This is a genomic window from Variovorax sp. GW821-FHT09B05, assembly GCF_059418265.1.
Window position 1 is genome coordinate 822,995 of sequence record NZ_JBWKPN010000001.1, and the last position, 25,631, is coordinate 848,625.

General features: G+C 69.7%; 26 protein-coding genes and 1 pseudogene. 15 read left to right on the top strand and 12 right to left on the bottom strand.

The genetic code is table 11. The features are described 5' to 3' along the window. Window positions 1–35: 35 nt before the first annotated feature. The 4 genes from AC07RM_RS03465 to AC07RM_RS03480 all read right to left on the bottom strand — a co-directional run bounded on the left by AC07RM_RS03465 (window position 36) and on the right by AC07RM_RS03480 (window position 3,728). Window positions 36–794: a sulfite exporter TauE/SafE family protein gene (locus AC07RM_RS03465; protein WP_495333009.1), complete on the bottom strand. Its 759-nt coding sequence runs from the start codon at window positions 792–794 to the stop codon at window positions 36–38. Further along, window positions 791–2,041, bottom strand: coding sequence for an MFS transporter (locus AC07RM_RS03470; protein ID WP_495333011.1), 1,251 nt, complete (start codon window positions 2,039–2,041; stop codon window positions 791–793). Before AC07RM_RS03470 ends, AC07RM_RS03465 begins: the two co-directional genes overlap by 4 nt. 78 nt (window positions 2,042–2,119) lie before the next feature. After that, window positions 2,120–2,998 carry a polysaccharide deacetylase family protein gene (locus AC07RM_RS03475; RefSeq protein ID WP_422098847.1) on the bottom strand — a complete coding sequence of 293 codons (879 nt, stop codon included), beginning with the start codon at window positions 2,996–2,998 and terminating at the stop codon, window positions 2,120–2,122. A gap of 25 nt (window positions 2,999–3,023) precedes the next feature. Then, entirely contained in the window at window positions 3,024–3,728 is a 705-nt protein-coding gene (locus AC07RM_RS03480) for a fumarylacetoacetate hydrolase family protein (protein WP_495333014.1), read from the bottom strand. Window positions 3,729–3,853: 125 nt separating this feature from the next. Between AC07RM_RS03480 and AC07RM_RS03485 the strand changes: the two genes are divergently transcribed. From AC07RM_RS03485 to AC07RM_RS03505, 5 genes are read left to right on the top strand one after another with little or no spacing between them, the layout of a single operon-like run. Then, complete coding sequence (locus AC07RM_RS03485) at window positions 3,854–4,840, top strand: AraC family transcriptional regulator (protein WP_495333016.1); 987 nt, start codon at window positions 3,854–3,856, stop codon at window positions 4,838–4,840. Window positions 4,841–4,853: 13 nt separating this feature from the next. Then, the gene (locus AC07RM_RS03490; RefSeq protein WP_495333018.1) at window positions 4,854–6,074 is read left to right on the top strand and encodes a helix-turn-helix domain-containing protein; all 1,221 of its coding nucleotides are present in this window, start codon (window positions 4,854–4,856) and stop codon (window positions 6,072–6,074) included. Between the two features lie 48 nt (window positions 6,075–6,122). After that, window positions 6,123–6,785: a Vgb family protein gene (locus AC07RM_RS03495; protein WP_431514410.1), complete on the top strand. Its 663-nt coding sequence runs from the start codon at window positions 6,123–6,125 to the stop codon at window positions 6,783–6,785. A gap of 29 nt (window positions 6,786–6,814) precedes the next feature. After that, window positions 6,815–7,585 (top strand): DUF899 domain-containing protein, encoded by a 771-nt coding sequence (locus AC07RM_RS03500; RefSeq protein WP_495333020.1) that lies wholly within the window; start codon window positions 6,815–6,817, stop codon window positions 7,583–7,585. A gap of 8 nt (window positions 7,586–7,593) precedes the next feature. Next, window positions 7,594–8,217: a hypothetical protein gene (locus AC07RM_RS03505; protein ID WP_495333022.1), complete on the top strand. Its 624-nt coding sequence runs from the start codon at window positions 7,594–7,596 to the stop codon at window positions 8,215–8,217. Between the two features lie 55 nt (window positions 8,218–8,272). Here the strand turns inward: AC07RM_RS03505 and AC07RM_RS03510 are convergent, their stop codons facing one another. Both AC07RM_RS03510 and AC07RM_RS03515 read right to left on the bottom strand, forming a co-directional pair. Further along, window positions 8,273–9,502 (bottom strand): Rieske 2Fe-2S domain-containing protein, encoded by a 1,230-nt coding sequence (locus tag AC07RM_RS03510; RefSeq protein ID WP_495333024.1) that lies wholly within the window; start codon window positions 9,500–9,502, stop codon window positions 8,273–8,275. Window positions 9,503–9,658: 156 nt separating this feature from the next. Then, window positions 9,659–10,171 (bottom strand): MarR family winged helix-turn-helix transcriptional regulator, encoded by a 513-nt coding sequence (locus AC07RM_RS03515; protein ID WP_208513398.1) that lies wholly within the window; start codon window positions 10,169–10,171, stop codon window positions 9,659–9,661. Window positions 10,172–10,393: 222 nt separating this feature from the next. On the opposite strand from AC07RM_RS03515, the gene AC07RM_RS03520 reads away from it, so the two are divergent. The 6 genes from AC07RM_RS03520 (at window position 10,394) to AC07RM_RS03545 (ending at window position 16,412) form a co-directional block, all read left to right on the top strand. After that, window positions 10,394–11,362 carry a Bug family tripartite tricarboxylate transporter substrate binding protein gene (locus AC07RM_RS03520; protein WP_495333026.1) on the top strand — a complete coding sequence of 323 codons (969 nt, stop codon included), beginning with the start codon at window positions 10,394–10,396 and terminating at the stop codon, window positions 11,360–11,362. A 99-nt stretch (window positions 11,363–11,461) separates the two neighbouring features. After that, entirely contained in the window at window positions 11,462–12,031 is a 570-nt protein-coding gene (locus AC07RM_RS03525) for a MarR family transcriptional regulator (protein ID WP_172705342.1), read from the top strand. Window positions 12,032–12,065: 34 nt separating this feature from the next. Further along, window positions 12,066–13,349, top strand: coding sequence for a Rieske 2Fe-2S domain-containing protein (locus AC07RM_RS03530; RefSeq protein WP_495333028.1), 1,284 nt, complete (start codon window positions 12,066–12,068; stop codon window positions 13,347–13,349). Between the two features lie 80 nt (window positions 13,350–13,429). Next, window positions 13,430–14,455: a Bug family tripartite tricarboxylate transporter substrate binding protein gene (locus tag AC07RM_RS03535; protein WP_495333030.1), complete on the top strand. Its 1,026-nt coding sequence runs from the start codon at window positions 13,430–13,432 to the stop codon at window positions 14,453–14,455. A gap of 45 nt (window positions 14,456–14,500) precedes the next feature. Continuing rightward, on the top strand, window positions 14,501–15,469 hold the full coding sequence (locus AC07RM_RS03540; protein ID WP_495333032.1) for a PDR/VanB family oxidoreductase: 969 nt from the start codon (window positions 14,501–14,503) through the stop codon (window positions 15,467–15,469). Window positions 15,470–15,584: 115 nt separating this feature from the next. Next, the gene (locus AC07RM_RS03545; protein WP_495333034.1) at window positions 15,585–16,412 is read left to right on the top strand and encodes an AadA family aminoglycoside 3''-O-nucleotidyltransferase; all 828 of its coding nucleotides are present in this window, start codon (window positions 15,585–15,587) and stop codon (window positions 16,410–16,412) included. On the opposite strand, the pseudogene AC07RM_RS03550 reads toward AC07RM_RS03545, so the two are convergent. Together AC07RM_RS03550 and AC07RM_RS03555 are read right to left on the bottom strand one after the other, a co-directional pair. Then, window positions 16,412–16,609 (bottom strand): annotated as a pseudogene (locus tag AC07RM_RS03550) (addiction module antidote protein); the annotation flags it as partial. The gene AC07RM_RS03545 and the pseudogene AC07RM_RS03550 overlap by 1 nt on opposite strands. A 95-nt stretch (window positions 16,610–16,704) precedes the next feature. Beyond that, a complete protein-coding gene (locus AC07RM_RS03555) occupies window positions 16,705–17,676 on the bottom strand; it encodes a LysR family transcriptional regulator (RefSeq protein WP_495333036.1) in 972 nt (323 codons plus the stop codon). Window positions 17,677–17,789: 113 nt separating this feature from the next. On the opposite strand from AC07RM_RS03555, the gene AC07RM_RS03560 reads away from it, so the two are divergent. Beyond that, a complete protein-coding gene (locus AC07RM_RS03560; protein WP_495333038.1) occupies window positions 17,790–19,208 on the top strand; it encodes an aldehyde dehydrogenase family protein in 1,419 nt (472 codons plus the stop codon). Window positions 19,209–19,223: 15 nt separating this feature from the next. On the opposite strand, the gene AC07RM_RS03565 is transcribed toward AC07RM_RS03560, so the two are convergent. The 4 genes from AC07RM_RS03565 to AC07RM_RS03580 are packed head-to-tail and all read right to left on the bottom strand — an operon-like array spanning window position 19,224 to window position 22,539. Beyond that, window positions 19,224–19,940: an ABC transporter ATP-binding protein gene (locus AC07RM_RS03565; protein ID WP_495333040.1), complete on the bottom strand. Its 717-nt coding sequence runs from the start codon at window positions 19,938–19,940 to the stop codon at window positions 19,224–19,226. A gap of 3 nt (window positions 19,941–19,943) precedes the next feature. Beyond that, window positions 19,944–20,702: an ABC transporter ATP-binding protein gene (locus AC07RM_RS03570; RefSeq protein ID WP_495333042.1), complete on the bottom strand. Its 759-nt coding sequence runs from the start codon at window positions 20,700–20,702 to the stop codon at window positions 19,944–19,946. Next, window positions 20,699–21,637, bottom strand: a complete 939-nt coding sequence (locus tag AC07RM_RS03575) for a branched-chain amino acid ABC transporter permease (RefSeq protein ID WP_495333044.1) — start codon at window positions 21,635–21,637, stop codon at window positions 20,699–20,701. Before AC07RM_RS03575 ends, AC07RM_RS03570 begins: the two co-directional genes overlap by 4 nt. Further along, on the bottom strand, window positions 21,634–22,539 hold the full coding sequence (locus AC07RM_RS03580; RefSeq protein ID WP_256222704.1) for a branched-chain amino acid ABC transporter permease: 906 nt from the start codon (window positions 22,537–22,539) through the stop codon (window positions 21,634–21,636). Before AC07RM_RS03580 ends, AC07RM_RS03575 begins: the two co-directional genes overlap by 4 nt. A gap of 137 nt (window positions 22,540–22,676) precedes the next feature. Between AC07RM_RS03580 and AC07RM_RS03585 the strand changes: the two genes are divergently transcribed. The 3 genes from AC07RM_RS03585 to AC07RM_RS03595 all read left to right on the top strand — a co-directional run bounded on the left by AC07RM_RS03585 (window position 22,677) and on the right by AC07RM_RS03595 (window position 25,613). Beyond that, complete coding sequence (locus AC07RM_RS03585) at window positions 22,677–23,132, top strand: nuclear transport factor 2 family protein (protein WP_398495726.1); 456 nt, start codon at window positions 22,677–22,679, stop codon at window positions 23,130–23,132. 13 nt (window positions 23,133–23,145) lie between these two features. Further along, on the top strand, window positions 23,146–24,357 hold the full coding sequence (locus AC07RM_RS03590; protein ID WP_495333047.1) for a cytochrome P450: 1,212 nt from the start codon (window positions 23,146–23,148) through the stop codon (window positions 24,355–24,357). A gap of 125 nt (window positions 24,358–24,482) precedes the next feature. Further along, window positions 24,483–25,613 carry an ABC transporter substrate-binding protein gene (locus AC07RM_RS03595; RefSeq protein ID WP_495333049.1) on the top strand — a complete coding sequence of 377 codons (1,131 nt, stop codon included), beginning with the start codon at window positions 24,483–24,485 and terminating at the stop codon, window positions 25,611–25,613. Window positions 25,614–25,631 lie beyond the last annotated feature (18 nt).

The following is a 25,631-nucleotide window of genomic DNA, read 5'->3' on the forward strand; positions in this document are numbered from 1 at the left end:
TCCCGGTGAGGAAGTGAGGAAAAGGATCGCGCGCCTCAGCGCGCGTTGAGAAAGAAGGCCCCCGTCATCGCAAGCCCCGTCAGCACCACGAACCCACGCACCAGCTCCGGCCGCAGCCGCCGTGCGGCCGTGCCGCCCGCATAGCCGCCGGCCGTGGCGCCGAGCGCCATCCACAGCGCATGGGTCCAGACGATCGCGCCGCTGGCCGCGTAGATCGCGACCGCCATCAGCGTGAGGATGGCCGAGACGAAGTTCTTGATGCCGTTCATGCGGCCCATGTCCGCATGCCCGAGCGCGCCGAGCACCGCGAGCAGCAGGATGCCGAGGCCGCCGTTGAAGTAGCCGCCGTAGACCGCGACCGCCACGATGCCCAGGTCGGCGAGCCAGGCACGCCCCGGCGCGGCGGTAGCGGCACGGCGGCGCACCAGCGCAGGCCCGATCGCGAACAGCAGCGTCGCGGCCAGCAGCAGCCAGGGCACGATGCGGCCGAAGGCCTGGTTCGAGGTCGACAGCAACAGCGCCGCACCGGCCGCGCCACCGAGCACCGAGAGCACGCCCAGCCGAAGCAGCGAGGGCGACATCGGCCCCGCGAGCTCGCGCCGCAGCGCCCAGGCCCCGGCCAGGTAGCCCGGCAGCAGCGCGGCGGTGCCGGTGGCATTGGCCGACACCAGCGGCACGCCGACCAGCGCCAGTGCCGGCAGGGTGAGGAAGCTGCCGCCGCCCGCCACCGCGTTGAGCGCGCCGGCCAGCGCCGCGGCGCCGCCGAGCAGCGCCCATTCGAAGGCCGTGGTCACGGCTTGCGCGCCGGCAGCGACATGCGGTCGGTGCGCAGCAGCGCCGTCAGCACCACGCCCACGGCCGCCAGCAGCGTGATCTGCAGCAACCCGGCCGAGCCCCAGCCCAGGCGCGCGGCGATGGCGCCGATGATGTAGCCCGCGAAGGCGCCCGCGCCGTAGAGCGTGGTGACGAACACGCCAGTGGCGCGGTTGGTGAGCGCGGCCCGCACTGCCTTGATGTGGTAGCCGGCCAGGTTCACGTAGAGCACGCCGCTGACCACCAGGCCCCAGGCGAAGGACAGCGCGGACTGCACCCACATGCCGGTGGGCCCGGAGAACAGCAGGAAACCCAGCAACCCGGTGCCGACGAAGCTCAGCGACAGCACCAGCTTGGGATGGAAGCGGTCACCGAGCCAGCCGCCGAAGATGGAGGCGAACACGCCGAAGCCGAAGATGCTCATGACGCGGCCGGTGTCGGCCGGCGTGTAGTGCAGGTGCTCGCGCAGGAAGGTCGGGTACATGCCGAGGTAGCCGTAGATGCACAGGCCGCCGATCACGCTCATCGCGGTCAGCAGCACGGTGTTGCGGTTCCACATGCGCTCGGCGCCGCGCTGGTCGGCGCGCGTGTCGGTCGCGGCCACGTTCTCGGTCATGCGCCGGCCCACCGTGAGCGCGATCAGCGCCATGGCCGCGAAGCCCGCCACGCCGAACACCACCAGCGGCAGCCGCCAGTCGCGCTCGGCGCCGATCAGGTGGCCGCCTAGCAGCGGCCCGACGATCGCGCCGATGCCGAACGAGAAGTTGATCGCGCCCACGGCCGTGGCGCGGTAGCGCGCGAAATGGCTGGCCGCGATGGCGATCACCACCGTGAGCTGCATCGCCTCGCCGATGCCGGTGGCCGCACGGTAGGCGATCATGTCGGCGAAGCCGTGCGAGTAGGCCGTGAGCAGCGTGCCCAGCGAGAAGATGGCGATGCCGATCTGCAGCACGGTCTTGCGCGACAGCCGCGCCAGCAGGTAGCCGGTGGGCACGCCGGCCACCGCCATGCCGAGCGTGAAGATGGTCGACAGCAGGCCGGTGTCGGCCAGCCCGAAGCCGAACTCGCGGCGCACGTCGGCCGCGATCAGCGGAAAGATCTGCCGGTCCATCGCATTGAGCGCGTAGGACGCGAGCAGCACCAGGAACATGGCGATCTCTAGGCCGCTGATGGGCGCCTCGCGGCGCGCGTCGCCGGCCAGCGGCAGGGCCGAGGTGGTGGAATGCACGATCTGTCTCCTTCTCGCCGGGGCGAGACTCTTGTTCTGGGGAAAAGGCAGCCCCGGCGGCGCGCGCCGGGGCGGGTCTCAAGCGGCGTCGCGCGTCGCGAGATGCCAGTCGAGGATCTGCTCGCCGGTGAAGAAGCCGACGTCCTCGCGCTCGCGGATGTGCGCCAGCGCCTCGCGGAAGTAGCGCAGCCGGTGCGGCGCGCCCATGATGTACGGATGCACCACCAGCGCCATCACGCGCGCCGAGTCCCTGGCGTCGGCGTACAGCTGCTCGAACTGGTCGATGGCGCGGTCGCGGTACTCGCTGGCCTTGTGGTGCTGGATCAGCATCATCGCCACGTCGTTGCATTCCTGCGTGTAGGGCACGTTGACGATGTGGCCGCCGTTGCGCGTCTTCAGCTCCACCGGCTGGTCGTCGAGCACCCAGTCGCAGACGTACTCGTAGCCCTGCTCGGCCAGGATGTCGGGCGTGTGCCAGGTCTCGGTGAGGCCCGGGCCGAGCCAGCCGCGCGGGCGCTTGCCGGTGTAGGCGCGGATCGCCTCGGTGGTCCTGGCGATGTCCTCGGCCTCGTCGGGCACCTTCTGCATGTTGCGCTGGCCGAAGCCGTGGCCGATGAATTCCCAATCGCGCGCCTTCGCCGCGCGGGCGATCGGCTCGTAGGCCCCGATGGCCGAGCCGTTGATGGCGAGCGTGGCGGGAATGCCGAGCGCGTCGATCGCCTCGAGCATGCGCCAGAAGCCGACGCGGTTGCCGTACTCGTGCCAGGCCCAGTTCGGGATGTCGGGCATGGGCGAGCCGCCGGCCGGCGGCGTGAGCACGGTGCGCGGCATGGTCTCGTCGATGTTCCATTCCTCGACGTTGACGATGACCCAGACGGCGAGCCGCTTGCCGCCGGGCAGCCGGCGGGCGGGACGGTCGGCGATGGCCGAGTAGGCGATGCGTTCGAGCGGTTTCATGCGGTGTCTCCTTGGCCTTGTGCGTTCAGACGATCTCGACCTGCAGCGGCGCGAGGCCCTCGATGCGGCCCGTGAGCCGATCGCCGCGCTGCACCGGGCCCACGCCCTCGGGCGTGCCGGTGAAGATCAGGTCGCCGGGCAGCAGGCGGTACTGCTTCGAGAGCTCGCTGACGATCTCGTGCACGTTCCAGATCATCTTCTCGAGCACCGAATCCTGCCGCACGCTGCCGTTGACCGCGAGGTTCAGCGCGCCCGAGCGGATGTGGCCGACGCGCGCCACCGGATGGATCGGGCCGCAGGGCGCCGAATGGTCGAAGGACTTGCCCTGCTCCCACGGCAGGCCGCGCTTGTTGCACTCGCGCTGGCGGTCGCGGCGCGTCATGTCGAGGCCGGCCGCGTAACCGAACACATGGTCGAGCGCGGTGTCGGGCGAGACGTCCGAGGCCTCGCTGCCGATCGCCACCACCAGCTCGAACTCGAACTGGAAGTCCTCGGTCAGCGTCGGATAGGGCACGCGGCCGTCGGTCACCACGGCATCGGCCGGCTTCTGGAAGAAGAACGGCGGATCGCGCTCGTCGCCCTCCTTCATCTCGCGGATGTGGGCCAGGTAGTTGCGGCCCACGCAGTAGACGCGGCGCACGGGGAACTGCCGATCGCTGCCGACGATGTCGATGGAGATGGGGGCGACCTGGAGGGCATCGGCGGCGCCGGGCGCGGGACTGGGGGACATTGCGGTTGTCTCTCTGGAAGGTTGTGGAAGGAGTGGCTAGAGTCTAGGAACGAGGCCCTTCGGCCTCAACGCACAGGCTTGCGCAAAGATATGCAATCCTTGCGATTCCTCGTGCCAGGCCCGCCATGCAACCAGCGCCCTCCCTCATCGACCCGCTTCCGCCGCACCCTGGCCCCGCCCGCGCCGCGCGCGCCGCCATCAGCAACTACACCATGGCCACGCGGGCGCAGCGCGCCTACTTCGGCATCCACGACCAGACCAACATCCTGCCGAACCCGGTGCCGCACCGGCACGAGTACTTCCAGATCTACGTCAACACGCGCGGCGAGACCACGCACTACATCGGCGGCGGCCAGCGCCCCATCGGGCCGGGCACGGTGAGCTTCGTGCTGCCCTTCCTGGTCCACTACATCCCGAACGCGGCCGACGGCGTGTTCCACATCATCAACATCAGCAAGGACTACCTGCTGCCCTCGCTCGACCTCGACGTGTTCGAGCTGTCGGAGGTGCCGCTGGCGCGCGCGCCCGAGCTCGCGCCGTTCCGCTTCCAGCACTGCCTGGACTTCCGCTTCGACGCGGCCGAGACTGAAGCGCTGCAGGCGCTGTGCGAGCGCATGACGCAGGAGGCGCAGCGGCCCTCGGGCGAGGACACGGCCAGCCACCTGCTGATCCGAGGCCACCTGCTGAACCTGATCGGCATGGTGTGGCGGCGCTACGGCGATGACTTCCGCCATTGCGAGGCCCAGGGCATGGTGCTGCAGTCGTACAAGCAGGCGGTGCTGCGCTGCATCCGCTACATCACGCAGAACCTGGCGCAGGAACTGACCCTGGGCGACGCGGCGCAGGCCAGCCACGTGTCGGCCACCCACCTGGCGCACCTGCTCAAGAGCGAGACCGGCAAGACCTTCCTCGAGATCGTGACCGAGCGGCGCATCGACCGCGCCAAGACGCTGCTGGTCTTCACCTCGGCCTCGGCGGCCGAGATCGGCGAGAGCACGGGCTTCGCCGAGCCGGCCCACTTCGCGCGCCGGTTCCGGCAGGTGGTGGGCACCACGCCCTCGGCCTACCGACGCCAGTACCAGGGCGTGGGCGCGCGGACCTGGATCGAATAGCGGCGCCGCTTCGATGGACTCCCTGATCGCCGCCGCCGCGCGCGCGCTGGCCGCGGGCGATGCGCTCGGCGCGCTCAAGCGGGTCGCGCTGCGCGACGATCCGCCGGCGCTGGCGCTGCGCGGTATCGCCATGGCCCAGCTCGGCGACCATGCGCGCGCCCGCGAACTGCTGCGCCGCGCCGCGCGCGGCTTCGGCGCGCACGAGGCGCTGGCACGCGCGCGCTGCGTGGTCGCCGAGGCCGAGGTGGCGCTGGCGATGCGCGACCTCGGCGGCTCGCCGCGCGCGCTGCTGGCGGCCGCCGCCACGCTCGAGGCGCATGCCGATCCCGCCAACGCGCTGCAGGCCTGGCTGATCGCGGCGCGGCGATCGCTGCTGCTCGGACGGCTCGACGAGGCGCGCGACGCGCTGGCCCATCTAGACGGCCAGGGCCTGCCGGCTTCGCTCGCGGCCGTGGCCGAGCTCGCCACCGCCGAGCTGGCGCTGCGTTCCCTGCGCACCGCGCCGGCGCGCGACGCCCTGGCCCGTGCGCGCATCGCCGCCGAGCATGCGGGCGTGCCGGCCCTGCTGGCCGAGGTGGTCGACACGCGCGCCGCGCTCGACCGTCCCGCCGCGCGGCAACGCTTTCCCGGCGGCGAACGGATGCTGCGGCTTGACGAGGTCGAGGCGCTGCTCGACTCGGGCACGCTGGTGGTCGATGCCTGCCGTCGCGCCGTGGGCGCGGGCACGACGTGGCGCGCGCTGGCGCGCCGGCCGGTGCTGTTCGCGCTCGCCCTCGCGCTGGCCGAAGCCTGGCCAGGCGACATCGATCGCGAAGCCTTGATCGCGCAGGTGTTTCGCACGCGCGACCCCGACGAGACCCACCGCGCGCGCCTGCGCGTCGAGATCGGCCGGCTGCGCGCGCTGGTCAAGCCGCTGGCGCGCATCGAGGCCAGCGCGCGTGGCTTCGTGCTGCGGCCGCACGACGAGCGGCCCGTCTCAGTGCTGGCGCCACCGATCGCCGGCGAGCAGGCCGCGCTGCTGGCGCTGCTGTCCGACGGCGCCGCCTGGTCGACCTCGGCGCTGGCGCTCGCGCTCGACGCCAGCCAGCGCACCGTGCAGCGCGCGCTGGCCGAGCTCGAGGCCGAGGGCCGCGTGCGCGCCATCGGCCAGACCCGCGCGCGGCGCTGGCTGGCACCGCCGCTGGCCGGTTTCACGACGATCTTGTTACTCCCCTCCACGCTCGCGATTGCATAGAGTTGTCTCCAAGGCGCCGATGTCCGGTGCCCCCCCAAGGAGCCAACCATGACAGCCAAGACCATCCACGACAGTTCCAGGGCCCGGGCGGCCGAGATCGTGCGCGAGTACGGGCCCTTCGCGGGCGCCACCCAGGTGCACGGCGTGACCCACGACGGCCAGCGCGTCTGGGCCGCCACCGGCGAGAAGCTGGTGGCCTTCGACCCCGACAGCGGCGAGACCACGAAGGCGCTGGACCGCACCTGCGATGCCGGCACGGCCTTCGACGGCACGCACCTCTACCAGATCGCCGAGGCCCGCATCGACAAGATCGATCCCGCCACCGGCCAAGTGCTGGCCTCGATCCCCGCGCCCGGCCAGGGCAGCGACTCGGGCCTGACCTGGGCCGAGGGCAGCCTGTGGGTGGGCCAGTACCGCGACCGCAAGATCCACGAGATCGATCCCGCGACCGGTGCCGTGCGCCGCACCATCGAGTGCAACCGCTTCGTCACCGGCGTGACCTGGGTCGACGGCGAACTGTGGCACGGCACCTGGGAGGCCGAGGAGAGCGACATCCGCCGCATCGACCCGCGCAGCGGCGAGGTGCTCGAGCGGCTCGAGATGCCGCGCGGCACCGGCGTCAGCGGGCTCGAGTCCGACGGCGCCGGCCTCTTCTACTGCGGCGGCGGCCCGAGCGGCAAGGTCCGCGCGGTGCGCCGGCCCGCGCACTGATCCACCGAACCTCACGCAAGGAGCATCCGATGAATGCAACGACCACCGAAGCAGGCACGGCGCACCACGCCGTCGTCTCCAGGGCGCAATGGACCGAGGCGCGCCGCGCCCTGCTGGAACGCGAGAAGGAACTCACGCGACTGGGCGACCAGATCGCGCGCGAACGCCGCGCCCTGCCCTGGGTGCGTGTCGAGAAGGACTACGTCTTCGACACGCCCGACGGCCCGCGCGCGCTGGCCGATCTGTTCGAGGGCCGCAGCCAGTTGCTGGTGCAGCACTTCATGTTCGCGCCGGGCTGGGAACAGGGCTGCCCGAGCTGTTCGTACATGGCCGACCACAACGACGGCGCCGCCCCGCACCTGGCCGCGCGCGACGTCACGCTGCTCGTGGTCTCGCGCAATGCGCTGCCCGAGATCGAGCGCTTTCGCGAGCGCATGGGCTGGCGGTTCAAATGGGTCTCGTCGGCGCGCAACGACTTCAACCACGACTTCCACGTCAGCTTCACGCCCGAGGAATTCGCGAGCGGCTCGGTCTACTACAACTTCGCCATGCAGCCCTTTCCGCAGACCGAGGCGCCCGGCATCAGCGTGTTCTTCAAGGACACGGCGGGCCAGGTGTTCCACACCTACTCGCGCTATGGCCGCGGCGTGGAGGTGATGATGGGCGCCTATCCGCTGATCGACCTCGTGCCCAAGGGGCGCGACGAAGAAGGGCTCGAGCACACGATGGCGTGGGTGCGGCATCACGACCGCTACGAGACGCGGCCCGCGGCGCATGCGTGCTGCGGATCGCGCGGCTGAGACCTTCCATGACCGCGCTCTGGCCCTGGCTGGCTGTCGCGGGACTCGGCGCCTTCCATGGGCTGAGTCCGGCCAATGGCTGGATGTTTGCCGCGGCCTGGGGCGTGCGGGCGCGTGACGCTGGAAAGGCACGGCGCGCGCTGCTGCCGATTGCCGTCGGGCATTTCGCATCGGTCGCGATCGTGGCCTTGGTCGTCGCGCAGGGGCTGTGGCTGGACCGTGCGCTGGTGCAGGTGCTGGCCGGTGCGCTGCTTCTAGGCGCGGCGGCCTACCGGTTGTTTCGCAGCGGTCGATCCACCATCGGCTTGCGAGCCGGCCATGCGGGCCTCGCGGGCTGGTCCTTCGCGATGGCGACCGCGCATGGCGCCGGGCTCATGCTGGTGCCCGCGCTCGTGCCGCTGTGCCTCGCCGGCGATCCCGCGCGGGCCATCACCGCATCGGGCTCGATGGCGCTGGCGCTCGCCGCGGTCGCGGTGCACACGGCGGCGATGTTGCTGGCCACCGGGCTGATCGCCACCAGCGTGTGCCGCGGCATCGCGCGGCATCCGCGGCTGCTCAAGGGCCGGACGTTGCGACTGGGCTGGACCGTGGCGCTGGCGGCGGCCGGTCTGCTGTTGATCGCGACGCGCTAGCCAGCGCGCGATTCCGCATCCTTCAGGACGACGCCAGGGTCCGCGCCATCGGACCTCACTCGAAGTAGTTGCCCGCCCGCACGATCACTCGCCGCGACTCGGGCCCGGTGCCCTCGGGGATGGCGCCTTCCTGGATCGCGCGGATCTGCCGGGTCAGGAGCCGCCTCAGCATCACGACGCCCTTGTCGCTCGTCGCGAGGTGCTCGTCGCTGTGGGCCGGGATGCTCCCCTGGCTGGACTGCGCTTCATAGTCGTCGGGAAACTGCTTGTGCTCCTGCTCGCTCATCTCCCACCACGTCTTGCCCTCGTGCGTCGCCATCCGCGAGCGGCGTGCATAGAGCGGTTCCTCGTTCTTCGGCACCCTGGCCACGCCGAACGAGCGGTGGTGATGGCTGTCGACGGGAACCAGCCACGCCACCTCGCGGCCCTTGCCGGGCGTGAGCTCGATCGAGGGAACGATGCGCACGTTCGGCAGCAGGGTTTGCGTGATGCGCGTGAGCACGCCCGACTCGGTCTGGCGGACCGATCGATACATCACGCCGTGGTCGCACAGTTCCCACTCGACATTCGGCATGACGGCCATCTGCTGCCTGAACTGCACGCCGCTGAAGCGGGAATGCAGGATCACGACATGGAAGGGATCCATCACGTTCTCGAAGTTCTGCAGCCAGCTGTAGGGCGCCACGGGGTTCTCGGCCGTCGTGCCGCCGCCGATGTAGAAGCTCTTGTCCTCCTGCTGCAGCTCCTCGTCCGGCCCCAGCTCCTCCAGGACGTCATAGCGCGGCAGCGGGGGCATCGCATCGAGCGGCCCCATGTAGGCGAACACCAGGCCGTAGCGCTCCTCCACCGGATACCAGGGCTGCCGGCACTTGTCGCGATGCTGTCCGCCGCCGGGCTCGCACGGCTGCTCGACGCATGCGCCGTCCACGGCGAACAGCCATCCGTGATAGCAGCAGCGGATGCCGTCGTCCTCGACCTTGCCGTAGTACAGCGAGCTTCCACGGTGCGCGCAATGCTCGTGCAGCAATCCCGCGCGACCCTTGCCATCGCGAAAGAGGATCAGGTCCTCCCCGAGGATCCGCACCTTCGCCGGATCGCTCGTGACCTTGGCCGAGATCCCGACCGGATGCCAATAGCGGCGCATCAGCTCCCCGCACGGCGTTCCCGGTTCCACCAAGGTCAGGAAGTCGTCGGAACGCCCGGGCTGCTTGCCATAGCCACCGCCCTGCTGGCGCTTGCCGAGAAACACGATCGGTTGCTGACGAGGAGACGCGGTGTCGTTCATGGATGAGGGCTTGCGAAGTGGACGCTGGCGACATTGCCTCGACCCCGTCATCGGGATCAATTAATTGCATTATGCAAATGATTATGTCGCCTCGCAAGTCGGCTCATGCCCGCGAGAAACCATGCGCCGTGCCCGCATGACACGAGCGCGGGCCCTTCAATCGTCTTCGCCTTGCCTCGTGGCCAGCACGCCTTGCGCGAGCGCCGCCACCTGCGCATCGATGCGTTCCAGGATGCTCTCGAGGCTGCGCACTTCCTGGCTGGTCAGCCCCGCGCGCAGGAAGAATTCGTTGGTCATCGCGCCCTGCTCGATCTCGTCGTAGGTCGAGCGGCCCTGTGGGGTCAGTTGCAGGCTGGCGCGCCGGCGGTCGGCGGGGTCCGCTTCGCGCGTGATCAGGCCCCGCTTGACCAGCAGATCGATGGAACGCACCACCCGATAGGGATCCGAGGAGGTCTTGGCGCCCAGCTCGCCCGCCGAAAGAGGCCCATAGCGAGCGATCACGGCCAACGAGCGCCAGGCCGGCATCGTGAGCTGGTGCTGTTCGACGTACTTGGCGGCCATCACCGCGCCGACGCGAGAGGCCACCAGGCCGAAACGGTAGGAGATCCAGTTCTCCAGGGGAAGCTTCTTCTTTGAGGCCATGACTGCCAGCGCGAGCTGCTTGAGCAAGGGTTTCCGAGGATAGCGCAGCGACCCGGTCGCGCGCGGTGGCCTTGAACCGCCTCGCCCATCTGTCCGGGGATGCCAAACACCGATTGCGGGCTTGGTTTTTTATTTTCATAATGCAAGTATCAAGGCGCGGTTTCGGGCCGAGACGGACCGGGACCGGATGCTTGGATGGATGGCGCCTTGCCGAGCAAGAGACAGAACATTCACAGGAGACAGACCCCCATGAAATACAGAAGCCGCTCCGCGCTCTTCCTGCTGCCGCTGGCGTTCGGCCCCTGGGCAGCCCGCGCGCAGGACCCCTGGCCCAACCATCCGGTCCGGCTGATCATTCCCTTTCCGCCGGGAGGATCCACCGACTCGCAGGGCCGGCTGGTCGGCCAGCACCTCGGCGAACTCTGGAGACAGCCGGTCATCGCGGACAACAGGCCGGGGGCCGGGACCGTGCTGGCAACCAACACGGTGGCGAAGGCACAGCCCGACGGCTACACCCTCGGGATCGTGGTGTCCTCTCATGCCATCAATCCCACGCTGCGCCCGAACCTTCCCTACGACACCCTGAAGGATCTGCTGCCCATCTCGGAGATCGGCGTGCAGCACATCATCCTCGTGGCCAATCCATCGCTGCCGGCCAACAACCTGCAGGAGGTGCTCGAACTCGCGCGCAAGGATCCCGGCAAGCTCAGCTATGCCAGTCCCGGCAGCGGCACGGCCCATCACCTCGTGATGGAGCTTCTCAAGTCCAGGACCGGCGTCAACATCGTGCATGTCCCCTACCGCGGAGGCGCTCCCGCGCAGCAGGACGTGATGGGCGGCCAGGTGCCCCTGCTGATGGACACGTACTACGCCAGCGAGGCGCTCATCAAGGCCGGCAAGCTCAAGCCGATCGCCCTGTTCAGCCCGAAGCGGCCAGCCAGCGTGCCCGACATTCCCGTGGTCGCGGAGACGGTTCCCGATGTCTCGGCCACCAGCAGCGTCGGCCTGGTCGCGCCCGCGGGCACGCCCTCCGCCGTCATCGCCAGGATCAGTTCCGACATCGCGCGATCGGTGCGGGCAAAGGCCTTCGCCGACCGCCTGCTGACGATGGGCCTCGACCCCGTGGGCTCCTCGCCGCAGGAGTACGACCAGCGGATCCGCGGCGACATCCTCAAGTGGGCGCCCGTGATCAAGGCGACCGGGGCCACGGCCGACTGAGCAGCGCCAACGCATGCATCGGAGGCCCGTCGAATCCATTGTTGACACATCAACGTTGATAGATCAACAATTAGCGTTTCGCAAGCTTCCCAACTCACCATGCCGGCCAAGAAAACGCCTTCCGCACCTCGGCGCGCCCAGCGCGCCAGCCCTCCCGCCAGGACGCAGGAGCGCAGACACGACGGCCATGACCCCGTCGTGGGACGCCCGGTGCCCGGGCTCGCCACCGACTTCATCGGCTGGCTGGTCACGAGCCTGTCCGTGCGGTTGAGCCGCAGCGCTTCGAGCTACTACATGCAGCGCTGGGACATCGGGACCACCGAATACCGGCTGCTGCTGGCGCTAGGCGTCGAGCATGAATGCAGTGCCGCGTTCGTGGCCGCCGCCGCCGATGTCGACAAGGCGGCGGCCAGCCGAAGCCTCCAGGTCCTGAGCCAGCAGGGCCTGGTCGTTCTCGCCCGGCATGGGCGGGAGATGACGATCAGCCTGACCGAAACCGGGCGCTCGCTCTCGCAGGAGCTCTACAGCACCTCACTGCAGCGCGAGACGCGCCTGACCCACGGCATGAGCGCGGCCCAGGTCAAGCGATTGCGCGCGGACCTGCACCAGCTGATCGAGAACCTGCCGCGCATGGGCGACGACAGCCTCGACGCCGATCCCGCGGACTGACTTCCTCCATTCCAAGACAACCCCCACGCGAACCATGCTCAGCAAAGAAAACAACAACCTCCTGACCCGCACCGGCCCCGACACTCCCATGGGCCAACTGATGCGCTGCTTCTGGACACCGGCCATGACCGAGGCCGAAGTGCCGGCCGCCGACGAGGCGCCGGTGCGCCTGCAACTGCTCGGCGAAGCACTCGTGGTGTTCCGCGACACCGAAGGCCGGGTCGGCGTGCTCGACCAGCACTGCCCGCACCGCGGTGCCAGCCTCTTCTTCGGACGCAACGAGGAAGGCGGCGTTCGCTGCGTCTACCACGGCTGGAAATTCGGCGTCGATGGCGAGTGCCTCGACATGCCGACCGAGGCATCCGACAGCCCCATGCGATGCAAGGTGCGCGCGCGCGCCTACCCGGCGCGCATCGCCGGCGGCGTGCTCTGGGTCTACATGGGCGATCCCGACAAGATGCCGCCGCTGCCCGACTTCGAGTGGCTCGGGCTGCCTTCCTCGCACGTCTACGTCTCGCGCTGGGAACAGGATTGCAACTATGCGCAGGCCATGGAGGGAGAGCTCGACAGCGCGCACGTGGGCTTCCTGCACAGCCTCGTCGACAAGACCCACGACGACGACCGCGCGCTGACGGGGCGCTTCTTCAAGAACGACAAGGCGCCGCTGTGGAAGATCGTGCCGACGCCTTCCGGCTTCCTGGCCTGCAATGGCCGTCGCGTCGACGAGAGCCAGCGCTACTGGCGCGTGAACCAGTTCCTGCTGCCGTTCTACACGATGATTCCGCCGCACCCCGCCGAAGCCCGGCTGGTGCGCATGTGGGTGCCGATGAACGACGAGCGCTGCTGGGTGCTGTGCGCCACCTTCCGGCCGGACCGTCCGCTGGAGGAGAAGGAACTCACGGCCTGGCGCAACGGCGACTATGCGCACCGCCGGGTGATTCCCGGCACCACGCGTCCCACCGAGCGGCTGGACAACGACTACCTGATCGATCGGCAGCAGCAGAAGACCGTCTCCTTCACGGGCATCGCGGGCATCCGCGCGCAGGACGCGATGGTGTCGGAGTCGGCAGGTCCCATCGTGGACCGCACCCGCGAGCACCTGGGGAGCAGCGACCGTGCCGTGGTCGCGATGCGCCGCTCGCTCATGGAGGCGGCGCGCGCCTGCGTGGACGGCCAGCGGCCCGTTGGACCGGACCACCCGTACCTCTACGGCGTTCGCGCCACGCAGACGGTTCTGCCCGAAAGCCTCGACCCCACCGAGTCCGACGAGCTCATGGGCACCGCGCGCCCCAAGGATCTGCCAGCCGCCTCGGCCTGAGCCGGTTGCAAACAACGGCAGCACAAGAGGCCCCACGCCCTGCTGCCCCACCCCTACATACCAAACACCAGGAGACCACGATGAAATCCCCCCATGCCCGACCCGGCGCGCGAGCGCTGATCCGTTCCATTGTTCTGGCCGGCCTCTTCAGCCTCGGCCTCGCGCAGAGCCAGGCGGCCGAGACCGATTACCCCAGGCAGCCGGTGAGCATCATCGTGCCCTTCGCACCCGGCGGCAGCCTCGATGCGACGGCGCGCGTCATCGCCGAGAAGCTGCGCGACCTGCTCGGCCAGCCGGTGCTGGTGGTGAACCGCCCCGGCGCCGGCAGCGCCGTGGGAGCGCGCTACGTCGCCCAGGCCAAGCCGGACGGATACACGCTGTTCATCGCCTCCGGCTCGGCCTTCGGCTTCCTGAACCTGATCGTTCCGAACTTCGAGTACCAGCTGAAGGACTATGCCCCGCTGGGTGGCGTGGCCGTCTACACCTCGCTGTTCGCGACCAACGCGTCGGTGCAGGCCAAGACCCTGCCCGAACTGGTGAAGCTGTCGCACGAAAGGGCCGGCGGCCTGAGCTTCTGCACGACGGGCGTGAGCGGACTGAACCACCTCCAGCTCGAGATGTTCAAGGGCCTGGTCAAGGCGAAGACCGGGACCGCGCTCAACGTGATCCACGTGCCCTACAACGGCGTGGCACCCGCGCTCACCGCGCTGAAGGCCGGCGAGGTGCAGGCCTGCGCGCTGCCCTACAGCACCATCGTGCGCAACTTCGAGGGCAACGGCATCCACAACATCGCGGTGCAGCGCCATGAACGGCTCAAGGCCATGCCCCAGGTCGGCACGACGGGCGAGCAGGGCTACGCGGAGATGGACGACAACGAGCAGCTCGTGACCCTGTCGGCGCCCGCGGGCACGCCGGCGCCGGTGATCGCCAAGCTCGAGTCCGCGCTGCAGACCACGATGAAGGACCCCGAGATCGTGAAGAAGCTCAACGACCTCGACGTGCAGCCCACCTTCGTGGGCTCGGCCGAGGCGCGCAAGTGGCTCGAGAAGGACGTCACCAAGTTCAGCAAGGTGATCAAGGCAGCCGGCCTGGCCGTGCAGCAGTAACGAGGAAGGATGACGAGGCCGCATCCGATGCGGCCTCGAATGGACATGCAGCAAACGACCACCGACACCCCCTCGCAGGCCGACGAGCTCCTGCGGGTTCAGGTGAGCGCCATGCGCCTGGAGTCGCCCGACGTGCTCAGCATGGAGCTGAGCGGCGTCGATGGCCTGGAACTCCCCCCGGCATCACCTGGCGCCCACGTCGACGTGCGCCTGCGCGATGGACTGACCCGCCCGTACTCCGTCGTGCGTGGCGACGAAGGCATCTACGTGCTGGCCGTGAAGCGCGAGCCATCCGGCCAGGGTGGCTCCGCCCATGTGCACGAGCGTCTTCGTGTCGGCGACCTGATCCGGGTCTCGGCGCCGCGCAATCATTTCGCCCTGGCCGACGACACGGGTCCCGCCGTGCTGATCGCGGGAGGCATCGGCATCACGCCGCTGCTTCCGATGGCGCGTGCGCTCGAGCGTGCGGGCCGCTCCTGGCGCCTGCACTATGCCGCGCGCGGCACCGCGGCGGCACCTTTCGTGCGCGAGCTTCGACAGCTGGGCGACCGGGTCTGCCTGCACGACAGCGAGACCGCCGGACGCCTCGACCTGGCCGCGCTCGTGGCAAAGGCGGAGCCCGGAGCGCATTTCTATTGCTGCGGTCCCGCGGGCATGCTGGATGCCTTCGCCGAGGCGACGCGGGATCTCGATCCGGCGCGCGTGCACATGGAACGCTTCGGTGCCGCCGCACCGCCCGCGGATGCGGGAAGCTTCGAAGTCCGGCTCGCGAAAAGCAATCGACGCGTGCTCGTGAAACCGGACATGAGCACCCTCGACGCATTGCTCGAGGCCGGCGTGGACGTGGACTACTCGTGCCGGCAAGGCATCTGCGGCGCCTGCGAGGTCCGCGTGCTCGAGGGCGTGCCGGACCACCGCGACGAGATCCTGACCGATGCCGAGCGGGCCAGCCACAAGACGATGATGGTGTGCTGCTCGCGCGCCTGCAGCCCGGCCTTGGTGCTGGATCTCTAGGAGTCTGCGCAGCTTCGGACAGAGGAATGCCCCTGGTACGGGCAGGTGCACGATTGCACGCAGGGGTGGAGGACGCTCGAATAGGCGCTTTGCCGCTCCACCCAGCCCTGCCCCGATGACCGCATTGCTCCCCATCGACATCGCACCGCAACTCTCGCTCTCGCGCGTCGTGCTCGAACGCCATCTGCCCGGCACCATCGAATCCCTCCACCTGTTCGGCTCGGCCGTCGACGGCGGCCTCCAGCCCGAGAGCGACATCGACCTGCTGGTCTGCGTGACCGCGCCGCTGACGGCCGCGACCCGGCAGGCGCTGATGACCGACCTGCTTTCGGTGTCGGCCCCGCCCGGTACCGACGCGGCGCTGCGCCCGCTCGAGGTGACGATCGTCGTGCACGACGAGGTGCTGCCCTGGCGCTACCCGCCGCGACGCGAACTGCAGTTCGGCGAATGGCTGCGCGACCAGTTGAAGGCCGGCGTCTTCGACGCGCCCGAGATCGACCGCGACCTCGCGATCCTGCTGACCAAGGCCAGGCAGCACAGCGTCGCGCTGATCGGGCCGGTGGCCGAGACCTTGTTCGATCCGGTGCCCGCGAGCGACTTCGCACAGGCGCTGCACGACACCATCGGCATCTGGAACGAACCTTCGGACTGGGATGGCGACGAGCGCAACGTGGTGCTCGCGCTGGCGCGTATCTGGTTCAGTGCCGCGACCGGTGGCATTGCTTCGAAGGATGCGGCTGCGGTTTGGGTGATCGAACGGCTGTCTGATGAACTGCGGCCGTTGATGGCGCGGGCGAGGGAGGCTTATCTGGGGCAGGCGGCGGACGATCTGGCGGCGCGGCAGGTTGAAGTGGCGGCGTTTGTGGCGCATGCCAAGCAAGCTGTCGAGCGGGCGTTGGCATCGAAGGAGGCAGGGTTGCCCTTCGCCGACAACGTGCGCTAGAGCTGGGTCGGATCCAGCTGCCCCTGCTCGGCCACGGCCCGCACCCCGCCGAATGCCTGCGTCATCTGGCGCAGCACGATCAGCAGCTCGGCCTGGTCGCCGTCGGCCAGGATGTCATTGATGACGTCCATCGCAAGGGCCGGATCGCTGCGGTACAGCTCGGCCATTGCGTCGTCATGCGGCTTGCCTTTCGGCATCCGCTCTCCACTGCCAGTGGTTGCCATTTTTTCCACTCCCTTCGCTTCACGCCTGCGCTGACCACCCGAAATCTACCTCGACACCCTGATCCGAATCAACGTCCGCTCGACCTTGCCGCGCCACCTGCGCGCTTTGCTTTCGCCCTCCCTGCCCCGACGCTTCGTTTCTCCTCACCCGCCCGCAGCTCATGCACCAGATCCACCAACGCCCGCAACGCCGCAGGCAAATGCCGATGCCCCGCGTAATAAAGGCACAACCCCGGCACAGGCACCGTCCACTCGTCGAGCACGCGCACCAGCCGACCGCTCGCGATGTCCTCCGCCACATACCACTCGGCCAGCTGCGCCACGCCCGCGCCTTGCCGCACCGCCTCCAGCATCAGCATCGGCGCGTCGAGCACCAGTGGCCCCGGCACATCGACAGTGAAAGGCTCGCCGCCTTGCGCGAACTCCCACGGTGAGGGCACGCCGCTCGGCAGGCGCGCGCGGATGCAGGCGTGTTGCATCAGGTCGGCGGGCACCTCGGGCCGGGGCCGATTCGCGAAGTACTCGGCCGACGCCACCACGGCCATTCGCAGGCTGCCGCCGAGCGGCACGCGCACCATGTCGCGCGGCACCAGCGGCGCGAGGCGCAGGCCGGCGTCGAAGCCCTCGGCGACGATGTCGACCATGCGGCCCTCGGTGACGATGTCGACGGTCACGCCCGGATGACGGCGCAGGAACTCCGCCACGAGCGGCCGGAACACCATCAGCGCCGCGCCCAGCGCGCTGTTGATGCGCAGGGTGCCGCCCAGCGTGGCGCGGCGCTCGCCGACGCTGTCCATCGCATCGCGAATGTTCGTGACGGCCGGGCCGATCTGCGCGACGAACTGCCGGCCGGCCTCGGTCAGCGAGACGCTGCGCGTGGTGCGATGGAACAGCCGCGCGCCGAGCCGGGCCTCGAGGCTCGACACGGCGTTGCTGACGGCGGTGGTCGACATCTCCAGTTCCACCGCCGCGGCGCGAAAGCCCTGCCGCCGCGCGACTGCCAGCACCACCTCGAGTTCGATCAGGCCGCTCTTGTGCATTGTTCCGATTTTCTGGATGAGTCATCTCATTTTGATCGGATTCTCAAAACGATGGCGGATTCCTAGACTGCCTTCAACCCGCCATCCGGCGGTACCCGTCAGGAGTCAGCACCATGTGGAACATCGACAAGGCCTACATCGACGGCGCCCTCGTGCCCGTGCAGGGCACCGAGATCGTTGAGATCGCCAACCCCGCGACCGAGCAGCGCATCGGCACCGCGACGCTCGCCAACCGCGACGACGCGAGACGCGCCATCGAGGCCGCGCAGCGCGCCCAGCCCGCGCTGGCCGCCAGCGGCAAGGCCGAGCGCATCGAGATGCTCGAGCGCTTGCGCACCGCCGTGCTCGCGCGCACCGACGCGATCCGCGACGCGACCATCGAGGAGTACGGCGGCCCGCTCGCGCGCGCCCAGTGGGTCAGCGACTACGCCTCACAATGCTTCGCCAACGCGGCGCGCGCGCTCGAGGCCTTCGAGTTCACGCGCCGCGTGGGCGATTCCACGGTGACGATGGCGCCGGTCGGCGTGGCCGGGCTGATCGCGCCGTGGAACAGCGTCGCCGGCTCGGTCTGCAGCAAGCTCGCCTCGGCGATCGCGGCGGGCTGCGCGTCGGTCATCAAGCCCAGCGAGCTGGGGCCGATCCAGGCTCAGGTGGTGACCGAGGCGCTGCACGACGCGGGCCTGCCCGCGGGCGCGTTCAATGTGCTGCTCGGCCGCGGCGCCGACGTGGGCGACGAGATCGCCACCCATCCCGGCATCGCGAAGCTGTCGTTCACGGGCTCGACGCCCACGGGCAAGCTGATCGCGCGCGCCGCGCTCGACACCATGAAGCGCGTGAGCCTCGCGCTCACCGGCAAGTCGGCCTCGATCGTGCTCGACGACGCCGACTTCGCGAACGCGCTGCCGCTGGCGCTCAACGCAGCCTTCATGAACAACGGCCAGGCCTGCGTCGCGGGCACGCGGCTCCTGATCCCGCGTGCGCGCATGCGGGAAGCGATCGAGCGCATCGCCGCCATCGCAACAGCGTTGCGCGTGGGCGATCCGCGCGATCCGGCCACGGCCATCGGGCCGCTGCTGAACGCATCCCAGTTCGAGCGCATCCAGCGCTTCATCCGGCGCGGCAAGGAACAGGGCGCGACGCTCGTGGCCGGCGGCGAAGGCCGGCCCGAGGGGCTGTCGCGCGGCTGGTACGTCAGGCCCACGGTGTTCGCCGATGTGCGCAACGACATGGACATCGCGCGCGAGGAGATCTTCGGTCCGGTGTTGTCGGTGCTCGGTTACGAAGGCGAAGACGAGGCCGTCGCGATCGCCAACGACTCGCCCTATGGACTGCAGGCCTATGTGTTCTCGTCCGATGCGCGGCGCGCCAGCCGCGTCGCCGCGCGCCTCGAGGCCGGCACGGTGCTCGTCAACCGCATCGCGCCCGACCTGCTCGCGCCCTTCGGCGGGGTCAAGCAGTCGGGCATCGGGCGTGAGTTCGGGGTGTTCGGGCTCGAGGCATTCCTCGAGCCGAAGACGATCACCACCGCCTGACCCCGAGCGCGCCGATCAGGCGATCAGGCCTGCACGCCCGAAGTAGTGGTCCGCAATCACCGGATCGTTCGCCAACTCGCTCGCCATGCCCTCATGCACGATGCGCCCCTGCTCTAGCACCGCGGCGCGGTGCGCGGTCTGCAGCGCGAGGCGCGCGTTCTGCTCCACCAGCAGGATGGTCATGCCCTCGCGGTTGAGCTGCACCAGCGCGCGGAACACCTCCTTGATGATCACGGGCGCGAGCCCGAGGCTGGGCTCGTCGAGCATCAGCACGCGCGGGCGCGCCATCAGCGCGCGGCCGATCGCGAGCATCTGCTGCTGGCCGCCCGACAGCGAGCCCGAGAGCTGATTGCGCCGGTCTTTCAGCACCGGGAACAGCGCATGCACGCGCTCCAGGTCCTTCGCATCGCTGCCGCGCACGCCGGCGGCCTGGCGGCCGAGTTCGAGGTTCTCGGCCACCGACAAGGGCGCGATCACGCGCCGGCCTTCGGGCACCTGGATGATGCCGGCGCGCGAGCGCAGGTGCGGGGGCATGCGGCCCAGCGGCTGGCCATCGAAGCGGATCTCGCCGCCCGCGGGCACGAGGCCCGAGAGCGCGTTCACCAGGCTCGACTTGCCGGCGCCGTTGGGGCCGATCAGCGCGAAGATCTCGCCCTGCTTCACATGGAGGCTCACGCCGCGCAGCGCCTGGATGCCGCGGTAGTGGACGTCGAGGTTTCGGATCTCGAGCATGGTTCAGGCTCCCAGATAGGCTTCGACGACCTTCGGATCGCGACCCACCGCCTCGGGCAGGCCATCGGCGATCAGCCGGCCCGAGGCCAGCACGTACAGGTGCGAGCACAGCGACATGACGAAGCGCATGTTGTGCTCGATCAGCAGCACCGCCACGCCGCTCGCGGCCACGTTGCGGAAGATGCCGGCGAGGCTCTCGGCCTCGGCGTCGTTCATGCCGGCCACGGGCTCGTCGAGCAGCAGCAGCTTGGGGCTGGTGGCCAGCGCGCGCATCATCTCGATGCGGCGCTGGTGGCCGTACGAGAGGCTGCCCGCGCGGTGCTCGGCCAGCGCGGCCATGCCGAAGCGCTCGAGCAGTTCCATCGCGCGCGCATCGAGTTCGCGCGCCTCGGCGCGCGCCGACGGCAGGCCCAGCAGGTTGGCCCACAGGCCGGACTTCTCGTGCCGGTGGAAGCCCGCCACCACGTTCTCGCGCACGCTCGCGTCGGGCACCAGCCGGATGTTCTGGAAGGTGCGCGCCACGCCGGCGCGGGCGAGCACAGGCGCCTCGTCGCGCGACACGTCGCGGCCCTCGAGCAGCACCCGGCCCGCGGTCAGGTGCAGCAGCCCGGTGATCAGGTTGACCACCGTGGTCTTGCCCGCGCCGTTGGGGCCGATCAGGCCGGTGATCTGGCCGGCCGGCACCTGCAGGCTCAGGCCGTCGACGGCCGGCACGCCGCCGAAATGGCGGGCCACGCCTTCGAGAACCAGGGTCGCGGTCATGGGCGCACGCCTCCTTCGATCGATGTCTTGACGATGGGTGCCTTGGGCACCGCCGGTGACGCGGGCGCGCGCGGCGCATGGCCCGCCTGGCGCCGCAGCCGGCGGTCGTGCAGCAGCGCGATCGCGGTGTCGGCCACGCCGCGCGGCAGGTAGACGATCACCAGCATCAGCAGGATGCCCTGCACCACGTTGCGGTAGTCGGCGAACACGCGGAACAGCTCGGGCAGGGTGGTGAGGATGGCCGCGCCCACGAGCGCGCCCCACACCGAGGTGCGCCCGCCGAGCACCACCATCGCGAGCACCGCCACCAGCATGCCGAAGCCGAACTCGCCGGGCGTGATGGCGTAGCTGCTCGAGGTCTGCAGCGCGCCGCCCAGGCCCGCGAGCAGGCCCGAGAGGATGAAGGCGATGCGCTGGTGGTAGGGCACCGAGATGCCGAGCGACACGGCCACGGTCTCGTCCTCGCGGATCACGTCCATCGCGCGGCCGATGCTGTGGCGCCCCATCGCGGCCAGCAGCACCACCACCGCGACCACGATCAGCAGCAGCTCGCCGGTGCCGGCCACCTTCGGAATGCCGCTGATGCCGATCGCGCCGTTGGTCACGCTGGTCCAGTTCTGCGTGGCCGACAGCACGATCTGCACCATGGCCAGGGTGGCGACCGCCTGGAACACGCCGCGCAGCCGCGACAGCGGAAAGGCCAGCACCGCGCTCGCCGCGCCGCCGAGCGCCGTGCCCGCGGCGATCGCCGCCAGCGGCGGCCAGCCGGCCTTGACCACCAGCAGCGCGCAACCATAGGCGCCGATGGCGGCGAAGCCCGCGCTGCCGAGCGAGAACACGCCCGCGCGCAGCACCACGTACTGGCTCATCGCGAGCATCGCGTAGACCAGGATGTGGTCGAACAGCGACTGGTAGGTGTAGAAGAAGTTCATCATGCGCGTTGCACCCGCATGGCGGCGGACGATTGACCGAACAGCCCGGTGGGCCGGACCAGGATGACGACGAACAGCGCGGTGAAGACGATCGCCTCCGCCACGCCCGAGGACACGTAGGCCACCGCGAGCGTCTGCACGATGCCGATCGCGAGCCCCGCGATCAGCGCGCCCGGAATGCTGCCGAGCCCGCCGAGGATGATGATCACGAAGGCGCGCAGCAGCAGCGGCTCGCCCATCGCGAAGTGCACCGAGTTGAAGACCAGCCCGATCAGCACGCCGGCCATGCCCGCGAGCGCGCCCGAGATCAGGAACACCTGCATGTTCACCGGCCCGGGGTTGATGCCCAGCAATCGCGAGGTCTGCTCCGAATAGGCCACGCAGCGGATGCGCTGGCCGAAGCCGGTGCGGTAGAGGTACCAGACCAGGCCGAACACCATCGCCACCACCAGTGCCACGATCACCAGCTGCAGCAGCTGCACGCGCACGCCGCCGATGGTGTAGATGACCACCGGGAAGGCATCGAAGGGAAAGCGCATCACGGCCGTGTTCGACAGCTTCTGCGCCAGTGCCAGCAGCACCAGGTCGGCGCCGATCGAGGACACGATGGCCGAGAACTCGGGCGCGCCGCGGCGGCGCAGCGGGCGGAACGCGAACAGGTCGAGCGCCACCGACACCAGCCCGCCCGCGAGCATGCCGATCAGCAGGGCGACGTAGATCGGCGCGTCGAGCACCGTGACCGCGTACAGGCCCGCAAACGCGCCCCACATGAACACCGAGCCGTGGGCCATGTTCATGATGTGGTTGACCCCGAACAGAAGGGTAAACCCGAGCGCGAACAGCGCATAGACGCTGCCCACGACCACGCCATTGAGTAGTTGTTGCATCAGCATGGCGGCGATCATCGGAATGCGGCCCTTGGTTGTATGTCCCCTTGCGGTGGTACGGGTGCGCCCGGGGCCGCCGTCCCCCGCATGGGGACAGACGCGCGCGGCGCGCCTGCGGACACTGGGCAAAGCACTGTGCCGACCCTGGAGACCCCATGCGCTTTCCGCAACTGCCCGTCGAGGACGAGCTCGAGATCCGTTCCCTGTTCGCCCGCTACGGCCACCTGGCCGACGCCGGCGATCCCGACTTCGCCCAGCTGTTCACCGAGGACGCCAGCTGGACCCGAGCCAACTCGCCGCCGGCCTCGCAGGGCGGCAGCGGCCTGCCGCCCGAAACCATCCACGGCCGCGACCATCTGCTCGCGCTGATGGAAGAGGTGATGAAGAAGAAGTTCAGGCAGCGCATGCACCACCAGATGACCGACTTCTACGCCGTGCCCGGCGAAGGCGCCGACGAGGCCCACGGCCATGCGCGCGCGCTCATCACCGACTGGCGCGACGGCCCCGGCAAGATCGCGATGTTCGGCAAGTACGAGCTGCGCTTCCGGCGCACCGGCGAGGGCTGGCGCATCGCCGACATGACCGTGCGCGTGCTGCCGAGCGCGGATTGAAAAGGACCGACCCATGAACGCCACCGCCACCCTGTCGATCCCCGACGCACCGGTCCTCGACGAGGACCCGTTCTCCGACGCGAACATCGCCGATCCCTATCCGCTGTTCGACCGCATGCGCGAGATGGCGCCCGCGGTCTACGTCGCGCCGCATGGCTACTACGCCGTCACGCGCCATGCCGAGGCCGGCATCGTCGCGAGCGACTTCGAGCGCTTCACGGTCGAGGGCGGCGTGGGCATGAGCGACATCCGCAAGCCCGGCGCTTGGCGCACGCGCAGCCCGATCTCGGAGATCGACCCGCCCGAGCACACGCGCGTGCGCGCCGCACTGCAGCGCATCCTGTCGCCGCTGGTCGTGAAGAGCTGGAAGGAGAAGTTCGCGCAGCGCGCCGAGGAGATCGCCGAGGCCGCGGTGGCGCGCGGCCGCGTCGACGGCGTGGCCGACATCACCGAGGCCTACGTGCTCGAGGTGTTCCCGGCCGTGCTCGGCATCGCGGTGCCGCCCGAGCGCATCAAGCTCACGGGCGAGCTCAACTTCAACCAGCTCGGGCCAAACAACGAGCGCGTGGCGCAGGCGCTCGAGCGTGCCGCGCCGATCATGGACTGGTACCAGCAGGTGCTGCAGCGCGAGCACACGCTGCCCGGCGGCTTCGCCGAGAAGATCTACGAGGCCGAGGACGCGGGCCACTTCGACAAGGGGACGGCGCCGCTGCACGTGCGCTCCTTCTTCCGCGCCGGCGTCGACACCACCATCGCCGGCATCGGCTCGACGCTCAAGCTGCTGGCCGAGCACCCCGACCAGTTCGCGCTCGTGAAAGCCAACCCGGCGCTCATCAAGGGCGCGTTCGAGGAGGCGCTGCGCCTGGAGTCGCCGGCGCAGGTGATGTTCCGCACCACCACGGGCGAGGTCGAGCTCGGCGGCGTGCGGCTGCGTGCCGACACCAAGGTCGGCTACCACATGGGCGCCGCCAACCGCGACCCGCGCCAGTGGCCCGACCCCGCGCGCTTCGACGTCACGCGCCAGACCGCGGGCGTGCACCGCGCCTTCGGCGTGGGCGCGCACGTGTGCATCGGCCAGATGATCTCGCGGCTCGAGGCCGAGAGCATCCTCGGCGCGCTGGTGCGGCGCGTGCAGCGCATCGAGCCCGCGGGCGCATCGCGCTGGCGGCCGGTCAACACGCTGCGCACGCTCGACGTGCTGCCGCTGAATCTCGTGGCCGAGTAGGCCCGGCGCTGCTTCGGGTCGGTCCGTCCCCTGTGATGGGGACTGACGCAACCCGGATGCATGAAGACACTGCCATGGCCCCCTGAGAAAAACCGCGCACCTTCGCGCGCCCTTGGAGACACACCATGACCATGCATCGCAGAGCCGCCGTCGCCGGCGCGCTGCTTCTCGCCTTCAGCGGCCTCGCCTTCGGGCAGGGCAATGAGATCCCCGTCGGCGTGTTCAACGCCATGACCGGCACCTACGCCTTCGGCGGCGTGCCGATCCAGAACGCCATGAAGCTCGCGCTGGAGGAAGCCAACGCGCAGGGGCTGCCGGGCGGCAACAAGTTCAGGATCGTCGAGGGCGACACCGCGGGCGACAAGGGCCAGGTCATCAACCTCGTCAACCAGTTCGGCAAGCGCGACAACGTGATGCTGATCCTCGGCCCCACGGTCAGCGCCGAGGCCCTGGCCGGCGCGCCGGTGGCCAACGACCTCAAGCTGCCGATCCTCGCCATCGGCAGCTCGCCCGGCATCCTGGCCACCGGCCCCTGGGCCTTCAAGATCCAGGCCACGCCGACCGACATCATGGGCTTCCTCGGCAAGCTGGCCTCGGAGAAGCTCGGCGTGAAGCGCGTGGTGCTGCTGCACGACCAGAGCAGCGACGGCTACATCGGCCAGAAGAACGCGCTGGCCGACTACTTCGCCAAGGCCGGCGTCACCATCGCGGCCGACGAGAAGTTCATCTCCTCCGACTCGAACTTCCTCGCGCTCGCGACCAAGGTCGCGACCACGCCCACCGACGCCATCTTCATCGCCGCCCCGGCCGAGGTCTCGGCCAACCTGATCCTGCAGATCCGCCAGGCCGGGCTCGAATCGAAGGTCAAGTTCATCGGCCCCTCGACGCTGGGCTCGGCCGGCTTCATCAAGGCCGGCGGCAAGGCGGTCGAGGGCACCTACTTCGTGTCGGACTATTCGCCGAACAATCCCTCGCCGATGAACCAGGCCTTCGTGAAGGCCTACCAGGCCAAGTACAAGGCCGCGCCCGACAACTGGGCCGGCATGGGCTACGCGCTGGGCCAGGTCGCGGTGCAGGCGGTGAAGAACGCGGGCCCGAACCCCGACCGCACGAAGATCCGCGACGAGCTCGCGAAGCTCAACAAGGTGCCGATGGTGCTGGGCAACGGCACCTGGAGCGTGGACGCGGGGCGCAACCCGAGCTATGGCGGCGTGCTGCTGCAGGTGAAGGGCGGGGAGTTCGTCGCGGTGCAGTGATCGCCTGAGCGGGGGACG

What these genes read in the sequence shown, in the direction of transcription:
- AC07RM_RS03500 (WP_495333020.1), top strand. Translation starts at nt 6,815, where the DNA reads ATGAATGCAACGACCACCGAAGCAGGCACGGCGCACCACGCCGTCGTC.
- AC07RM_RS03475 (WP_422098847.1), bottom strand. Translation starts at nt 2,998, where the DNA reads ATGAAACCGCTCGAACGCATCGCCTACTCGGCCATCGCCGACCGTCCC.
- AC07RM_RS03530 (WP_495333028.1), top strand. Translation starts at nt 12,066, where the DNA reads ATGCTCAGCAAAGAAAACAACAACCTCCTGACCCGCACCGGCCCCGAC.
- AC07RM_RS03555 (WP_495333036.1), bottom strand. Translation starts at nt 17,676, where the DNA reads ATGCACAAGAGCGGCCTGATCGAACTCGAGGTGGTGCTGGCAGTCGCG.
- AC07RM_RS03520 (WP_495333026.1), top strand. Translation starts at nt 10,394, where the DNA reads ATGAAATACAGAAGCCGCTCCGCGCTCTTCCTGCTGCCGCTGGCGTTC.
- AC07RM_RS03490 (WP_495333018.1), top strand. Translation starts at nt 4,854, where the DNA reads ATGGACTCCCTGATCGCCGCCGCCGCGCGCGCGCTGGCCGCGGGCGAT.
- AC07RM_RS03525 (WP_172705342.1), top strand. Translation starts at nt 11,462, where the DNA reads ATGCCGGCCAAGAAAACGCCTTCCGCACCTCGGCGCGCCCAGCGCGCC.
- AC07RM_RS03485 (WP_495333016.1), top strand. Translation starts at nt 3,854, where the DNA reads ATGCAACCAGCGCCCTCCCTCATCGACCCGCTTCCGCCGCACCCTGGC.
- AC07RM_RS03535 (WP_495333030.1), top strand. Translation starts at nt 13,430, where the DNA reads ATGAAATCCCCCCATGCCCGACCCGGCGCGCGAGCGCTGATCCGTTCC.
- AC07RM_RS03560 (WP_495333038.1), top strand. Translation starts at nt 17,790, where the DNA reads ATGTGGAACATCGACAAGGCCTACATCGACGGCGCCCTCGTGCCCGTG.
- AC07RM_RS03595 (WP_495333049.1), top strand. Translation starts at nt 24,483, where the DNA reads ATGACCATGCATCGCAGAGCCGCCGTCGCCGGCGCGCTGCTTCTCGCC.
- AC07RM_RS03510 (WP_495333024.1), bottom strand. Translation starts at nt 9,502, where the DNA reads ATGAACGACACCGCGTCTCCTCGTCAGCAACCGATCGTGTTTCTCGGC.
- AC07RM_RS03570 (WP_495333042.1), bottom strand. Translation starts at nt 20,702, where the DNA reads ATGACCGCGACCCTGGTTCTCGAAGGCGTGGCCCGCCATTTCGGCGGC.
- AC07RM_RS03540 (WP_495333032.1), top strand. Translation starts at nt 14,501, where the DNA reads ATGCAGCAAACGACCACCGACACCCCCTCGCAGGCCGACGAGCTCCTG.
- AC07RM_RS03575 (WP_495333044.1), bottom strand. Translation starts at nt 21,637, where the DNA reads ATGATGAACTTCTTCTACACCTACCAGTCGCTGTTCGACCACATCCTG.
- AC07RM_RS03545 (WP_495333034.1), top strand. Translation starts at nt 15,585, where the DNA reads ATGACCGCATTGCTCCCCATCGACATCGCACCGCAACTCTCGCTCTCG.
- AC07RM_RS03565 (WP_495333040.1), bottom strand. Translation starts at nt 19,940, where the DNA reads ATGCTCGAGATCCGAAACCTCGACGTCCACTACCGCGGCATCCAGGCG.
- AC07RM_RS03585 (WP_398495726.1), top strand. Translation starts at nt 22,677, where the DNA reads ATGCGCTTTCCGCAACTGCCCGTCGAGGACGAGCTCGAGATCCGTTCC.
- AC07RM_RS03480 (WP_495333014.1), bottom strand. Translation starts at nt 3,728, where the DNA reads ATGTCCCCCAGTCCCGCGCCCGGCGCCGCCGATGCCCTCCAGGTCGCC.
- AC07RM_RS03590 (WP_495333047.1), top strand. Translation starts at nt 23,146, where the DNA reads ATGAACGCCACCGCCACCCTGTCGATCCCCGACGCACCGGTCCTCGAC.
- AC07RM_RS03505 (WP_495333022.1), top strand. Translation starts at nt 7,594, where the DNA reads ATGACCGCGCTCTGGCCCTGGCTGGCTGTCGCGGGACTCGGCGCCTTC.
- AC07RM_RS03495 (WP_431514410.1), top strand. Translation starts at nt 6,123, where the DNA reads ATGACAGCCAAGACCATCCACGACAGTTCCAGGGCCCGGGCGGCCGAG.
- AC07RM_RS03580 (WP_256222704.1), bottom strand. Translation starts at nt 22,539, where the DNA reads ATGATCGCCGCCATGCTGATGCAACAACTACTCAATGGCGTGGTCGTG.